Source organism: uncultured Modestobacter sp., from assembly GCF_947486615.1.
GTDB lineage: Bacteria > Actinomycetota > Actinomycetes > Mycobacteriales > Geodermatophilaceae > Modestobacter.
Genome location: NZ_CANKUD010000006.1, coordinates 221805 through 237188 on the forward strand (window position 1 = coordinate 221805; position 15384 = coordinate 237188).

10 protein-coding genes are annotated in these 15384 nt (G+C 73.4%); 8 read left to right on the plus strand and 2 right to left on the minus strand.

The window, feature by feature from the left end:
- The first annotated feature begins 56 nt into the window (after positions 1 to 56).
- Positions 57 to 761, plus strand: a complete 705-nt coding sequence (locus Q1A09_RS13460; protein ID WP_299955717.1) for a phage holin family protein — start codon at positions 57 to 59, stop codon at positions 759 to 761.
- Positions 762 to 812: 51 nt separating this feature from the next.
- Here the strand turns inward: Q1A09_RS13460 and ileS are convergent, their stop codons facing one another.
- Positions 813 to 3959, minus strand: coding sequence for an isoleucine--tRNA ligase (ileS, locus tag Q1A09_RS13465; protein ID WP_299955718.1), 3147 nt, complete (start codon positions 3957 to 3959; stop codon positions 813 to 815).
- A gap of 109 nt (positions 3960 to 4068) precedes the next feature.
- On the opposite strand from ileS, the gene Q1A09_RS13470 reads away from it, so the two are divergent.
- Complete coding sequence (locus tag Q1A09_RS13470; protein WP_299955719.1) at positions 4069 to 5580, plus strand: potassium/proton antiporter; 1512 nt, start codon at positions 4069 to 4071, stop codon at positions 5578 to 5580.
- A 400-nt stretch (positions 5581 to 5980) separates the two neighbouring features.
- Here the strand turns inward: Q1A09_RS13470 and mqo are convergent, their stop codons facing one another.
- Complete coding sequence (gene mqo, locus Q1A09_RS13475; protein ID WP_299955720.1) at positions 5981 to 7468, minus strand: malate dehydrogenase (quinone); 1488 nt, start codon at positions 7466 to 7468, stop codon at positions 5981 to 5983.
- A 312-nt stretch (positions 7469 to 7780) separates the two neighbouring features.
- On the opposite strand from mqo, the gene lspA reads away from it, so the two are divergent.
- The 6 genes from lspA to Q1A09_RS13505 all read left to right on the plus strand — a co-directional run bounded on the left by lspA (position 7781) and on the right by Q1A09_RS13505 (position 15323).
- Entirely contained in the window at positions 7781 to 8350 is a 570-nt protein-coding gene (gene lspA / locus Q1A09_RS13480; RefSeq protein WP_299955721.1) for a signal peptidase II, read from the plus strand.
- Between the two features lie 76 nt (positions 8351 to 8426).
- On the plus strand, positions 8427 to 9392 hold the full coding sequence (locus Q1A09_RS13485; protein ID WP_299955722.1) for an RluA family pseudouridine synthase: 966 nt from the start codon (positions 8427 to 8429) through the stop codon (positions 9390 to 9392).
- Positions 9393 to 9404: 12 nt separating this feature from the next.
- Positions 9405 to 10202 (plus strand): CPBP family intramembrane glutamic endopeptidase, encoded by a 798-nt coding sequence (locus tag Q1A09_RS13490; RefSeq protein ID WP_299955724.1) that lies wholly within the window; start codon positions 9405 to 9407, stop codon positions 10200 to 10202.
- Positions 10199 to 10663, plus strand: a complete 465-nt coding sequence (locus Q1A09_RS13495) for a GNAT family N-acetyltransferase (RefSeq protein WP_299955726.1) — start codon at positions 10199 to 10201, stop codon at positions 10661 to 10663. Before Q1A09_RS13490 ends, Q1A09_RS13495 begins: the two co-directional genes overlap by 4 nt.
- A 211-nt stretch (positions 10664 to 10874) precedes the next feature.
- Complete coding sequence (gene dnaE / locus Q1A09_RS13500) at positions 10875 to 14444, plus strand: DNA polymerase III subunit alpha (protein WP_299955728.1); 3570 nt, start codon at positions 10875 to 10877, stop codon at positions 14442 to 14444.
- A gap of 222 nt (positions 14445 to 14666) precedes the next feature.
- Positions 14667 to 15323 carry a hypothetical protein gene (locus Q1A09_RS13505; RefSeq protein WP_299955730.1) on the plus strand — a complete coding sequence of 219 codons (657 nt, stop codon included), beginning with the start codon at positions 14667 to 14669 and terminating at the stop codon, positions 15321 to 15323.
- Positions 15324 to 15384: the final 61 nt, after the last annotated feature.

Sequence of the window (15384 nt, forward strand, 5' to 3'; positions counted from 1 at the left end):
CTGAGGGGCTCCGTCGCGTCCGGGCCGGGGCGGGGCGGCGCGGCTAGCATCCGGCTGTGGTGCTCGTCGCAGGCGTCCTCGTGCTGGCAGCCGTGGGCCTGCTGGTCGCCGGGCTCGTCGCGGGCTCGGCCACGGTGCAGTGGATGTCCTTCGGCGTGAGCTCCGTCGCGGTGCTGCTGCTGGTGCTGGGCGAGCTCCGCCGGCGCCGGCACGCCCGGCGGGAGGACCGCCCGACCGGCACCGGGACGCGGCAGCGTGCCGGGACGGCCGACCCCGGGCCCGAACCGGTGCACCGCCTCCCGCAGGCGCACCTGCCCCCGGTCCCGCCCACGAACCCGGGCCTGGACACGGCCGGCGGTGCGACGGCCGCCTCGACCTGGCCGTCCGGTCCACCGTCGGGCTCCCACGCCCGCGCGGACGCTGGGCCGCCCACAGGAGCCCGCGCCCACGCGGACGGTGGGCCGCCCACGGGCGCCCACGCCCGGTCCGAGGCCGGCGCACCGGCGGTCGACGACGGCGGTGAGCCGCCGGTGGAGGAGGTCGAGGTCACCGACCTGCTGCTCGTGCTCGACCTCGCCGACGAGGTGCTGGTGGTCGACGAGCACCCGCGCTACCACCTGGGCCGGTGCGCGTACCTGGCCGGCGCGCAGCCGGTCCCGCTGCCCATGGTGGAGGCCCGTACCGACGGCTTCACCCCGTGCGGGGCGTGCACCCCCGACCGGGTGCTGGCCCAGCGGGAACGGGCCCGCCGCTCGGCGTGACCGTCGTCCGCCCTCCCCGCCGCGGGACCGCGACGGGGAGGGCGGACGACGTCAGCTGCGGGCCGGGGCGATCCAGACGGAGGCCCCGGCGGGAGCCTCGAGCGGCTCGCCGGGGCCGGTGGCCTGGGCGTGCACCGTGAGGGCGAGCACCTCGGCGGAGAGCTGCCCGGCCTGCTCGGTGAGCGCCTGGGCGATGGCGCCGTCCCCGGTCCACCACAGCTCGATCCGGTCGCTGACGGCCAGCCCGCGGGACTTGCGGGCGTCCTGGACCAGCCGGACCACCTCGCGGACCAGTCCGGCCCGCTCCAGCTCGGGGGTGAGCGTGAGGTCCAGCGCCACGGTCAGCCCGCCGGCCGAGGCCACGGTCCAGCCCTCGCGCGGGGTCTCGGTGACGATCAGGTCGCCCTCGGCCAGCGGCACGTCCGCACCCTCGACCGGCACGGTGGCCGTACCGGTGCGGTAGGCGGCGACCAGCTCGGCCGGGTCGGCGGCGGCGACCGCCGTGGCGACCGCCTGCACCTGCTTGCCCAGCCGGCGGCCGACGGCCCGGAAGTCCACCTTCACCGACACGTCGACCAGCGACCCGTCGACGGCGGCGAGCTCGGTCAGCTCGGCGACGTTGAGCTCCTCGGCCACCTCACCGACCAGGTCCCGGGGGAGCTGCGCCCAGCCCGGCGCGGCGATCAGCGCCTGGGCCAGCGGCTGCCGGGTGCGGGCCTTGGCCGAGGTGCGCGCCGAGCGGCCCAGCTCCACCAGCCGGCGGACCAGGGCCACCTGCTCGACCAGGACGTCGTCCCGGGCGTCCTCGTCGACGGTCGGCCAGCTGGCCAGGTGCACCGAGTCGACCGCGCCCGCGGCACCGGGCAGCACGGCGTTGCGCCACACCTGCTCGGTGAGGAACGGGGTGAACGGGGCCATCAGCCGGGTCAGGCCGTCGAGCACCTCGTGCAGCGTGCCGAGCGCGGCCGGGTCGCCGTCCCAGAAGCGGCGGCGGCTGCGCCGGACGTACCAGTTGGACAGGTCGTCGACGAAGCCGGCGATCAGCCGGCCGGCGGTCTGGGTGTCGAACTCCTCCAGCGCGTCGGTGACCCCGGCGGTGACCGAGGCCAGCTCCGCCAGCGCCCAGCGGTCCAGCAGCGGCCGCTCCGCCCGCGGGGGGGCCGGGGTGGCAGCCGGGTCCCAGCCGTTGGTCTCGGCGTACAGGGTGAAGAAGCTGGCGGTGTTCCAGTAGGTCAGCAGGACCTTGCGGACCACCTCGGACAGCGTCTCGTGGCCCACCCGGCGGGCCGACCACGGCGAGCCGCCGGCCAGCATGAACCAGCGGACCGCGTCGGCGCCGTGCCGGTCCATCAGCGGCATGGGCTCGAGGATGTTGCCCAGGTGCTTGCTCATCTTCCGGCCGTCCTCGGCCAGGATGTGCCCCAGGCAGAGCACGTTCTCGTAGCTGCTCTGCTCGAACACCAGCGTGCCGACGGCCATCAGCGTGTAGAACCAGCCACGGGTCTGGTCGATGGCCTCGGCGATGAACTGCGCCGGGTAGGCCGCCTCGAACTCCGCCTTGTTGCGGTGCGGTGCGCCCCACTGGGCGAAGGGCATCGAGCCGGAGTCGTACCAGGCGTCGATCACCTGGCGGACGCGGCGGTAGGTGCCCTCCTCGCCGTCCACGGTGAAGGTGACGTCGTCGATGAACGGCCGGTGCGGGTCCAGGTCGGACAGGTCGGTGCCGGTGAGCTCCGACAGCTCGGCCAGCGAGCCCACCACGACCATCCGGCTCGGGTCGGCGTCGTTGCGCCAGATCGGCAGCGGTGTGCCCCAGTACCGGTCCCGGGACAGCGCCCAGTCGACGTTGTTGTTCAGCCAGTCGCCGTAGCGGCCCCACTGGATGTTCTCCGGGTGCCAGTTCGTGCGCTCGTTCTGCGCCAGCAGCTGGTCCTTGACCTGGCTGGTGCGGATGTACCAGGAGGGCTGCGCGTAGTACATCAGCGGCGTGTGGCAGCGCCAGCAGTGCGGGTAGCTGTGCTCGTACCGCAGCTCCCGGTAGAGAACGCCCCGGTCCTGCAGGTCCTGCACCAGCGTCGGGTCGGCGGCCTTGAAGAAGTGCCCACCGACCAGCGGGACGTCGGCGGCGAAGTGCCCGGTCGGGTCGATCGGGTTGACCACCGGCAGGCCGTACTCGCGGCAGACGGCGAAGTCCTCGGCGCCGAAGGCGGGGGACTGGTGCACCAGCCCGGTGCCGTCCTCGGTGGTCACGTAGTCGGCCAGCAGCACGTAGTGCGCGTCCCCCTCGGGGAACTCCACCAGCTCGAAGGGCCGCTGGTAGTGCACCCGCTCCCAGTCGCGCCCGGTGGTGCGCGCCAGCACCTCGGCGCCCTCACCCAGGACGGCGGTCAGCAGCGGCTCGGCGACGACGAACGTGCCGTCGTCCGTGCGGGCCACCACGTAGGTGACGTCGGGGTGCACGGCGACCGCGGTGTTGGAGGGCAGGGTCCAGGGGGTCGTCGTCCAGATGAGCAGGTCGGCCTTGCCGGCCCACTCGCCGCTGGTGACCGGCAGCCGGACGTAGACCGACGGGTCGGTCAGCGTCTCGTAGCCCTGGGCCACCTCGTGGTCGGACAGGCCCGTGCCGCAGCGCGGGCAGTACGGCGCCACCCGGTGGTCCTCCACCAGCAGGCCCTTGTCGAACACCTGCTTCAGCGACCACCAGACGCTCTCGATGTAGCTGGCGTCCATCGTCCGGTAGGCGGTCGACATGTCGACCCAGTAGCCCATCCGGTGGGTGAGCTCGGCGAAGGCGTCGACGTGCCGCTCCACCGACTCCCGGCACTTGGCGTTGAACTCGGCGATGCCGAACCGCTCGATGTCGGGCTTGCCGGCGAAACCCAGCTCCTGCTCGACGGCGATCTCCACCGGCAGGCCGTGGCAGTCCCAGCCGGCGCGGCGGGGCACCGAGAAGCCCTGCATCGTCTTGAACCGGGGGAAGACGTCCTTGAACGCCCGGGCCTCGATGTGGTGGGTGCCCGGACGGCCGTTGGCGGTGGGCGGACCCTCGTAGAACACCCACTGCGGCTTGTCGGCCGACCCCTCGAGCGAGCGGGCGAAGACCTTGTCGGCCTCCCACTGCTCGAGGACCTCGTGCTCGAGGGCCGGCAGGTCGACCTGCGGGGGAAGGGCCCGGAACGGCCCGGTGGGAGCACTCACGGGGTCCATCATCCCCGACCCCGCCACCCGCCCCGCGCAGCCGCCGGTCCGCGCCGGGTCCCGGGGCCGGCACCCCCGTACGGGAGACTGCCCCCATGGGGGCCTGCCGATGAACACGACGGTCACCGTCGCGTTGGCCATCGGTGCGCTGGTGGTGCTCGTCGCCGCGGTGGCCCTGCGGCTGGCCGACCGGATCGGGCTGCCCTCGCTGCTGATCTACCTGGCCCTGGGCGTCGCGCTCGGGGAGAGCGGCCTGGGCGTCGAGTTCGAGGACGTCGGGCTCACCCAGACCCTGGGCGTCGCCGCCCTGGTGGTGATCCTCGCCGAGGGCGGGCTGACCACCCGGTGGTCCGACGTGCGCCGGGCGGTCGGCCCCGGGATCGCGTTGGCCACGGTCGGCGTGGTCGTCAGCATCGCCGTGGTCGCCGGGATCGCCGTCTGGCTGCTGGACTTCTCCTGGCCGTTCGCGCTGCTGCTCGGTGCGGTGGTCACCTCCACCGACGCGGCCGCCGTCTTCTCCACCCTGCGCCGGATCCCGCTGCCCCGGCGGATGGTCGCAGCACTGGAGCTGGAGTCCGGGCTCAACGACGCCCCGGTGATCCTGCTGGTGCTCGCGCTCAGCGAGCAGCTGACCGGCGGGGCCACGCAGGCCTGGTACCTGGTGCTCGCCGAGGTGCTCGGTGAGCTGGCGGGCGGGACGGCGATCGGCGTGGGAATCGGCTTCGGTGGCGCCTGGCTGCTGCGCCGCGCGGCACTGCCGCTGGTCGGCTTCTACCCGCTGGCGACGCTGGCGCTCTGCGTGCTGGCCTTCGCCTCGGCGGACCTCGCGCACACCTCCGGCTTCGTGGCCGTCTACCTGTGCGGCCTGGTGCTGGGCAACGCGTCGCTGCCGCACCGCGCCGGGACCATCGGCTTCGCCGAGGGGCTGGCCTCCCTCGCCCAGATCGGGCTGTTCGTGCTGCTCGGGCTGCTCGTCTCACCCTCCCGGCTGCCCGATGCGCTGCTGCCGGCGCTGCTCATCGGCGGCGCGCTGCTGCTGGTGGCCCGCCCGCTGTCGGTGCTGCTCAGCCTGGTCTGGTTCCGGATGCCGTTCTCCCAGCAGCTGTTCGTCTCCTGGGCCGGGCTGCGCGGGGCGGTCCCGATCGTGCTGGCGACCTTCCCGATCGCCGCCGCGGTGCCCGGTGCCACGCGGGTGTTCGACACGGTGTTCGTGCTGGTGGTCGTCTTCACCGTCGTCCAGGGCTGGTCGCTGCCGGCGATGGCCCGGCTGCTGCGGATCGCCACCCCGGTCACCCCGCGTGACATCGACGTGGAGTCCGCGCCGCTGGACGAGCTGGGCGCGGAGCTGATGCAGCTGCGGGTGCCGGAGAGCTCCCGGCTGCACGGCGTCTACCTGCCCGAACTGCGGCTGCCCCAGGACTCCGCGGTCGTGCTCGTCGTGCGCGACGGCCGGCCGTTCGTGCCCGACCGGGACACCCGGCTGATGCGCGGTGACCAGGCGCTGCTGGTGTCCGCGCGCGGCTCCCGGGAGGAGGCCGAACGACGGCTGCGGGCCGTCAGCCGGGCGGGTCGCCTGGCCACCTGGCGCGGCGAGGGCGGCCGGCCCAGCGAGAGTGATTGAGCCACTGGCCGCCACCGGCCTCCCGGCGGGAGCTGCACCCGGTCCCTGACGAGCCACGGCGAGGCGTTCAGCGCCGGCCCGGTCTCGGCGAGTGCTGCCGCTGTCCGGGTTGACCCGGTCGAGCGGGGGTTGAGCCGCGCTACGACGCGGCTCAACCCCCGCTGAGGCGGCTCAACCCGGGCATCGTCGAGCGGACATGGTCAACCCCGGCACTGTCGGCCCCGGACGGTGACGTCCGGTCTGCCGGCAGGTGCGGGTCGGTCGGTCGGTCGGTCGGTCGTCCCGACCCGGGGCCGTCGACGTCCGGGTCGACCCGGTTGGGATGGGGTCGAGCCGCGTCAGGGCGCGGTTCGACCCCAGATGGCGCGGCTCGACCCGCGGCGGGTGGAGGCGGTGCAGATCAGCCCTGGAGCTCCAGGGTCTTGGTGGTGTCGGCGCGCACCTGCGCCAGCAGCTCGGGCTCGGCGGAGAGCTCGCGGCCGTAGGAGGGGATGGCCTCCTGCAGCAGCGGCCGCCAGGCGTCGATCCGGTCGGGGAAGCAGCGCTCCAGCAGCGTGAGCATCGCCGCGGTGGCGGTGGAGGCACCGGGCGAGGCGCCCAGCAGGCCGGCGACCGTGCCCTCGGCGCCCACGATCAGCTCGGTGCCGAACTGCAGCACCCCGCGGCCGGTGGTCGGGTCCTGCTTGATCACCTGCACGCGCTGACCGGCGGTGATCAGCTCCCAGTCGTCCTGCTCGGCGGTCGGCACGAACTCCTCCAGCGCACGGAACCGGGCGCTGGTCGACTGCAGGACCTGGCCGATCAGGTACTTCGTCAGCGGGATGTTGGCGATCCCCGCGCCCAGCATCGAGCCCAGGTTGCCGCTGCGCACCGACTTCGGCAGGTCCCACATCGACCCGGCCTTGAGGAACTTGGGGGAGAAGCCGGCGTAGGGCCCGAACAGCAGGGCCTGCTCGCCGTCGATCAGCCGCAGGTCCAGGTGCGGCACCGACATCGGCGGCGCCCCGACCTTGGCCTGGCCGTAGACCTTGGCCTGGTGCCGGGCGACCAGCTCCGGGTTGCGGGTGCGCAGGAACTGGCCGCTCACCGGGAAGCCACCGAACCCGCGGATCTCCGGGATGCCCGCACCCTGCAGCAGGGGCAGCGCCCCGCCGCCCGCACCGACGAACAGGAACCGGCTCCGCACGGTGCGCTTCTTGCCGCTGGTGAGGTCGGTGACGGTGGTCGCCCAGCGGCCGTCCCGCTCCCGGCGGACCCTGCGCACCCGGTGCTGCAGGTGCAGCTGCACCCCGCGACCGACGGCGTCGTCCAGCAGCAGCCGGGTGAGCGCGCCGAAGTTGACGTCGGTGCCGGCCAGCGACCGGGTGGCCGCCACCGGCTCGCCGTCGGCCCGGTCGGCCATCATCAGCGGCAGCCACTCGGCCAGGACGGCGGGGTCGTCGGTGAACTCCAGGCCGGCGAACAGCGGCTGCGGGGCCAGCGCCTCGTAGCGGTTGCGCATGTACCGGTGGCCCTCGGTGCCGGTGACGAAGCTGACGTGCGGCACCGAGGTGATGAAGGTCTTGGGGGAGTCGGTCAGCCCGCTGCGCACCAGGTGCGACCAGAACTGGCGGGACACCTGGAACTGCTCGTTGATGCCGACGGCCTTGGCCGGGTCGACCGTGCCGTCGGGGCGGGCCGGGGTGTAGTTCAGCTCGCACAGCGCGGAGTGCCCGGTGCCGGCGTTGTTCCACGGACCGGAGCTCTCCCCGGCCACCTCGGTGCCGGACTCGAACACCTGGACGGTCCAGTCCGGCGCGACGATGCCGAACAGGGCGGCCAGCGTCGCGCTCATGATGCCGCCGCCGACGAGGACTACGTCGGGGTTCGAGGAACCATCCGTGGTCAAGATCTGCCTCCGAGACGTCAAGTGCGTACCGACCCATCGTCGTCCGACCCTCAGGACGACACGGCCCGAACCCGGTGCTCCCCCCGATCTGAGGGGATGAGATGCATCACAACCGCTGTCCCGAGGGTCCTCTGCGCCCAGTCGGAGCGCATCGCGGCGGGAGGACAGCCTCGCACCGCCGGCCGACCGCGGCGCGGGCCTCCTGGGGCGTGCCGCGGTTGCCGGGGCAGCGTGGCAGCCGGCTCCCTCCTGCTCCGCCGCTATCGTCGTCGATGGACGTGGCCACCGGGGCCGCCAGCGGGGAGGACGGCGATGTCCGAGCAGCCCGAGACCTCGACGCCCCCGTCGGCGGACGCACCCACCCCCGCGCGCCGGCCGAAGGCGGCCCTGCTGCTGGGGCTGGCCGCCGGCATCCTGGCCCTGGACCTGGCCACCAAGCTGCTGGTGGTCGCCACGCTGTCCGACCGTGAGCCGCTGCGGCTGCTGGGCGGCGCGGTCTACCTGACCGAGGCGCGGAACACCGGCGCGGCGTTCTCCTTCGCCGAGGGCGCCACCGTGGTGTTCACGCTGATCGCCGTGGCCGTCGCCGTGGTCATCGTCCGCAGCGCCCGCAAGCTGTTCTCCACCGGCTGGGCCGTGGCGCTCGGGCTGGTCCTCGGCGGGGCGCTGGGCAACCTGATCGACCGGGTGTTCCGCGACCCGGGCTTCCTGCGCGGCGGGGTCGTCGACTTCGTCTCGCTGTTCGACCCCTACGGCGAGGTGTGGCCGATCTTCAACGTCGCCGACTCGGCGATCGTCTGCGGTGGGGTGCTGGGAGCGCTGCTCGCCTTCCGCGGCATCGAGTTCGACGGCAGCCGGGCCTCGGACAGCACCGAGGACTGAGCCGTGGCCCCGCCCAGAGGCTCGCCGCGAGCGTGCGAGCGGTGAGGGGGACGGCGTCCTTCTGCACAATGGGGCGGTGACCAGCTCTCCCGGCCCGACCTCGACCGACGGCCGCCGGGGGGAGCTCCGTTCGCTGCCAGTGCCCGACGGGCTCGAGGGCCAGCGGGTCGACCAGGCACTGACCCGGCTGTTCGGGCTCACCCGGGCCGTGGCCGCCGAGCTGGCCGACGCCGGCGCGGTCGTCGTCGACGGGCGGGCCCGGGGCAAGGGCGACCGGCTGTCCGGGGGCAGCTGGCTGGAGGTCGAGCTGCCGCCGCCGCCGGGCGAGCCGGTGGCCCCGCAGCCGGTCGACGGGCTCACCGTCGTCCACGACGACGACGACGTGGTGGTCATCGACAAGCCGGTCGGTGTCGCCGCGCACGGCAGCCCGGGCTGGGACGGCCCGACCGTCACCGGCGGGCTGGCCGCGGCCGGCTACCGGATCAGCACCAGCGGTGCGGCCGAGCGGCAGGGCATCGTGCACCGGCTGGACGCCGCGACCACCGGGCTGATGGTGGTGGCGAAGAGCGAGCGCGCGTACACCCTGCTCAAGGCGGCGTTCAAGGAGCGCACCGTCGACAAGGGCTACCAGGCGCTGGTGCAGGGGCACCCCGATCCGTCCAAGGGCACCATCGACGCCCCCATCGACCGGCACCCCAAGCACGACTGGCGGTTCGCCGTGGTGACCGGCGGCCGGCCCTCGGTCACCCACTACGAGGTGGTCGAGGCGTTCCCGGCGGCCAGCCTGGTCGACGTGCACCTGGAGACCGGGCGCACCCACCAGATCCGGGTGCACTTCTCGGCGCTGCGGCACCCCTGCGTCGGTGACATGACCTACGGCGCGGACCCCACGCTCGCCGCCCGGCTGGGCGTCTCCCGGCAGTGGCTGCACGCCGTCCGGCTGGGCTTCGCCCACCCGGCCGACGGGCGCTGGGTGGAGTTCACCAGCGACCACCCCGCCGACCTGGCCGGGGCGCTGGCCGTCCTGCGCGCCGAGAACTGAGCCCCGCCCCTCGTGACCGCAGCGACCGCCCTGCCCGCCTCCTTCGCCGACTTCGGTCCGGCGCAGCTGGCGGCGGGGATCGTCGCGGTCTACCTGGTCGTCGGGGAGCCGTTCGTGGGCTACGTGCTGCACCGGCGCTTCGAGGGCCGGCTGCGCACCGACCCGGCCGCCCGCCGGTCGTTCTACCGCCGGCTGCTGGTGCTCGAGTGGGGGCTGGCCCTCGTCGTCCTGGTGGTCTGGCTGGCCGCGCCCGGGGTCTCGGCGGGCGAGGTCGGCCTGGTCTGGCCGACCCGCTGGCCGGGCCCGTTCACCTGGGCCGCGGTGCTGGTGCTGGTGCTCCTGGTGCTGCTGTCCACCCGGGCGCTGCGCGGGGGAGCGGTGGCCGGCCCGCCGCCGGAGGCGCTGCGCCGGACCCGACCGGGGGAGGCCCGGCACGCCGAGCCGCCCGGGCACGCCACCCTCGCGCTGCTGCCCCGCAGCCGATCGGAGCGCCGGCTCTTCGGCCTGGTGGGGGTGACCGCCGGGGTGTGCGAGGAGTGGCTGTACCGCGGCTTCTTCCTCGCCGTGGTGGCCGCGCTGGTGCCGGCGCTGCCGGTCGGCCTGCTGGTGCTGGTCGCCGGTGCCGCCTTCGGCCTGGCGCACGCCTACCAGGGGCTGACCGGGGTGCTGACCACCGGCGTGCTGGGCGGCGTCCTGGCCGCGGTCTACCTCGGCACCGGGTCGTTGCTGCTGCCGGTGCTGCTGCACGCGGCGATCGACCTGCGCTTCCTGCTGGTGCCCTCCTCGGCGCTCCCGGCGGCGCTGCGGTGAGCGCACCCCGGGCGACGGTGGCCACCGCCGAGGACTGGCCGGAGGTGACGGCGCTGCGGCACCGGGTGTTCGTGGCCGAGCAGGGCGTCCCCGCGGAGCTGGAGCACGACGACGCCGACACGACGGCCGTGCACGCGGTCGGCCGGGACGAGGCCGGCCGGGTGGTGGCCACCGGCCGGCTGCTGCTGGACGCCGCCGGGCCCGGCCGTGCCGTGATCGGCCGGATGGCCGCCGACGCCGCGGTGCGCGGCCGCGGGCACGGGGCCGCGGTGCTCGCCGCCCTGCACCGGGCGGCCGCGGAGCACGGGCAGGTGGAGGTCGAGCTGCACGCGCAGGCGACCGCGCGCGGCTTCTACGAGCGGGCCGGGTACCGCACCGTCGGTGCGGAGTACCTGGAGGTCGGGATCGCCCACGTCACCATGCGCCGCCGCCTCGACGCGGAGCGCGCGGGGCAGGTGTGACGGAGTGGTCCGGATCGCGGAGACACGTCCTGTCGGACCCTCGGCGTAGGACTCCGGAGGTGCGAGGATCGGAGGACCGGTCACCGCACCGAGCCCAGTCGTAGAGCAGCACCGAACGGCCTTCCCCGCCGGTCACCCAGAACCACCCGCCGCCCCTGCCCACCCGCCGGTGAGCAGGCGGTGTGCACGACCGTGAGGAGCACCCCACAGCATGAGCAGCGCCCCGTCGTCCGAGAACTTCGTGCACCTGCACGTGCACACCGAGTACTCGATGCTCGACGGGGCCGCGAAGCTCGGTGAGGTGACCAAGGCCGCCGCTGCGGAGGGCATGCCGGCGCTGGCGATGACCGACCACGGCAACGTGTTCGGCGCCTACGACTTCTACAAGCAGGCCAACGCCGCCGGGGTCAAGCCGATCATCGGCATGGAGGGCTACTACACGCCCGGCTCCCGGTTCGACCGCGCCCCGTTCGACTTCGGCGACAAGCTGATCGACGAGGAGGGCGACGGCGGGTCCAACCGTGGCAAGGCCGCCTACACGCACATGACCCTGCTGGCCAAGACCACCGAGGGCATGCACAACCTCTTCCGCATCTCCTCGCTGGCCAGCCTGGAGGGCCAGTACCGCAAGCCGCGCTTCGACCGCGACCTGCTGGAGCGGTACGGCAAGGGCCTCATCGCCACCACCGGGTGCCCGTCCGGTGAGGTCAACATGTGGCTGCGGGCCGGCAAGGTCGACAAGGCCCGCCAGGCCGCCGCGGACTTCCAGGACATCTTCGGCAAGGAGAACTTCTACGCCGAGATCATGGACCACGGGCTGTCCATCGAGAAGAAGACCAAGCCCGCCCTGCTGGAGATCGCCAAGGAGCTGGGCATCCCGCTGCTGGGCACCAACGACCTGCACTACACCCACCGCGAGGACGCGCAGGCGCACGACGCCCTGCTGTGCATCCAGACCGGCTCACGGCTCAACGAGCCCAACCGGTTCAAGTTCAACGGCGACGGCTACTACCTGAAGTCCGCCGCCGAGATGCGCGCGCTGTTCCGGGAGCACCCCGAGGCCTGCGACAACACACTGCTGATCGCCGAGCAGTGCGAGGTGCACTTCACCGAGGGCGCCGACCTGATGCCCCGCTTCCCGCTCCCCGAGGGTGAGGACGAGACCTCCTGGTTCATCAAGGAGGTCGAGGTAGGGCTGCACAAGCGCTACCCGGCCGGCATCCCCGACCACGTGCGCAAGCAGGCCGACTACGAGGTCGGGATCATCACCCAGATGGGCTTCCCGGGGTACTTCCTCGTGGTCGCCGACTTCATCAACTGGGCCAAGGACAACGGCATCCGGGTGGGCCCCGGCCGTGGCTCGGCCGCGGGCTCCATGGCCGCCTTCGCCATGGGCATCACCGACCTCGACCCGCTGGCGCACGGGCTGATCTTCGAGCGGTTCCTCAACCCCGAGCGCGTCTCCATGCCCGACGTCGACATCGACTTCGACGACCGCCGCCGCGGCGAGGTCATCCAGTACGTCTCGCAGAAGTACGGCGAGGAGCGGGTCAGCCAGATCGTCACCTACGGCACCATCAAGGCCAAGGCCGCGATCAAGGACGCCGCCCGGGTGCTGGACCGGCCCTACTCGGTGGGCGACGAGCTGACCAAGCTGATGCCGCCGGGCGTCATGGGCAAGGACATCCCGCTGTCGGGGATCTTCGACCCCAAGCACGACCGCTACAAGGAGGCCGGGGAGTTCCGGGCCCGCTACGAGTCCGACCCGGGTGCGGCCGAGGTCGTCGACCAGGCCCGCAAGCTCGAGGGCCTGAAGCGGCAGTGGGGCGTGCACGCGGCCGGGGTGATCATCGGCCGCTACCCGCTGATCGACAGCATCCCGATCATGCGGCGCGAGGCCGACGGCGCGATCATCACGCAGTTCGACTACCCGACCTGCGAGACGCTCGGCCTGCTCAAGATGGACTTCCTGGGCCTGCGCAACCTCACCGTGATCGACGATGCGCTGCGCAACATCGTCATCAACGGCAAGGAACCGGTCGACCTCGACGAGATCAGCAAGGACCTCACCGACCCGAACACCTACGCGCTGCTCTCCCGCGGGGACACCCTGGGCGTCTTCCAGTTCGACGGCGGCCCGATGCGGTCGCTGCTGCGGCTGATGCGGCCGGACAACTTCGAGGACATCTCCGCCGTCGGCGCGCTCTACCGGCCCGGCCCGATGGGCGCGAACTCGCACACGAACTACGCGCTGCGCAAGAACGGCCAGCAGGAGATCACCCCGATCCACCCCGAGCTGGCCGAGCCGCTCGCGGAGATCCTGGGGCAGACCTACGGCCTGATCGTGTACCAGGAGCAGGTCATGGCGATCGCGCAGAAGGTCGCCGGGTACTCCCTCGGCAAGGCCGACCTGCTGCGGCGCGCGATGGGCAAGAAGAAGAAGTCGGTGCTGGACGCCGAGTACGTCGGCTTCGAGGCCGGCATGAAGGCCAACGGCTACTCCGCCGCGGCGGTCAAGACGCTCTGGGACATCCTCGTCCCGTTCGCCGACTACGCGTTCAACAAGGCGCACTCGGCGGCCTACGGCCTGGTCTCCTACTGGACCGCCTACCTCAAGGCCAACTACCCGGCCGAGTACATGGCCGGCCTGCTCACCAGCGTCGGCGACGACAAGGACCGCCGGCCGGTGTACCTGGCCGAGTGCCGCCGGATGGGCATCAAGGTGCTGCCGCCGGACGTCAACGAGTCCTCCTGGGACTTCACCGCCGTCGGCAACGACATCCGGTTCGGGTTGGCCTCGGTGCGCAACGTGGGCACCAACGTGGTGGAGTCGATCGTCCGGGCGCGCGAGGAGAAGGGCGCGTTCAAGGACTTCGCCGACTTCATGCGCAAGATCGACACGGTCGCCTGCAACAAGAAGGTCATCGAGTCCCTCGCCAAGGCCGGCGGGTTCGACTCCCTGGGCCACTCCCGGCAGGGCATCGCGGCGATCCACGTCCAGGCCGTCGACTCCGCGATGAGCCTCAAGCGCAAGGAGGCCGAGGGGCAGTTCGACCTCTTCGGCAGCTTCGGCGAGGACGGCGGCGGTGAGCTCGGCGATCCGCTGAGCGCCGCGCTGGACATCCCGATCCCGACCGCCGACTGGTCCAAGGCCGAGCGGCTGGTCTTCGAGCGCGACATGCTCGGCCTCTACGTCTCCGACCACCCGCTGCACGGCGTGGAGCACGTGCTGACCTCGCACGCCGACACCGCACTCGCCGAGATCATCGCCGGGGGAGTGGAGGACGGTGCGAACGTGACCATCGCCGGCATCCTGACCGCGGTCGGCCCGCGCACCAACAAGCAGGGCGCCCCGTGGGCGATCGCGACCATCGAGGACCTCGAGGCCGGCCTGGAGGTGCTCTTCTTCCCGAAGACGTGGGCCCAGGTGTCGGACAAGGTCGTCCGGGACCAGATCGTGGTGGTCAAGGGGCGGATCAGCCGCCGCGACGACACCCCGTCGCTGTTCGCCTCCGAGGTGACCGTCCCCGAGCTCACCGAGGGGCCGCGCGGGCCGGTGCTGGTCTCCATGCCCGCCGCCCGCTGCACCCCGCCGGTGGTGGAGCGGCTGCGTGAGGTGCTGGGCAGCCACCCGGGCACCACCGAGGTGCAGCTCAAGCTGCTCAACGGCGGCCGGGAGACGGTGCTGCGGCTGGACCAGGGGCTGCGGGTGCGCCCGAGCACCGCGCTGATGGGCGACATCAAGGCCCTGCTGGGGCCCACGAGCGTCGCCCTGCTGTGAAGAAGGTGGAAGGACCCCCGTGCCCCCCACCACTCGCGAGCTCGCGGCGGGACCCCGCACGGGGGCCGGGCCTCATTCCTCGCCCGCTCGGCACGAGCCTCTGGACGGGGCCGCCGGGGCGGGCCACGGGGCGCAGGTGAGGATGGGGCGGTGAGCGATCCTCGTCCGGCCGGTCCGGGTCGGCCGTTCCCCTCCGGTCCCGCGGTGCCGACCGGACGGCCGGTGCCTGCTCCGCCGGTCGCGGTCGGGCCGTCGACGACGAGGCCGGGCTGGCTGCCGGCCCGCCCGGCGGGGACGCCCGGACTGCGGGACAGCCGCGCGGACCTGCGCCCGGCACTGGTCACCGTGCTCGTGCTGGCCGTCTCCGGACTGGTCGCCGGGGGGCTGTGGCTGTGGCTGGCCCCGCGCGCCGACTACCGGGTCACCGACGCGGGCGTCGTCCCGGTGGACGGGCCGGTGTCGGCGGAGATCTTCATGGCCGACGACGGCGTCTTCGTGCTCCTGCTGGCTGCCCTCGGGCTGCTCGCCGGCCTCGCGGGCTGGTTCCTGCTGCGCCGCTACCGCGGGGCACTGACCCTGGCCGCACTGGCCACCGGGTCGCTCGCGGCCGGCGTCGTCGCCTGGCAGCTCGGCGAGCGGCTGGGCGCCGGGCCCACCGAGGCCCAGCTGGCCGAGGTCGGGACGACGGTCACCACCGGGCTCGACCTGGGTGCCGCTGCCGCGCTCGCGGTCGGCCCGTTCTTCGCCGTCCTGGCCTACCTGGTGGCCGCGGTGCTCTCCAGCGAGGACGACCTCGGACGCCCGGACGACCAGCTCGTCCCGGTGACCCCGCCTCGCCCCCCACTGCCGCCGGTCCCGCCACCGGCTCCCCGCCCGTAGCCGGCCGGCGGCCCGGAACCCGTCCACGGTCCGCCCGACCCGGCCTCGTCCAGAGGCTCGC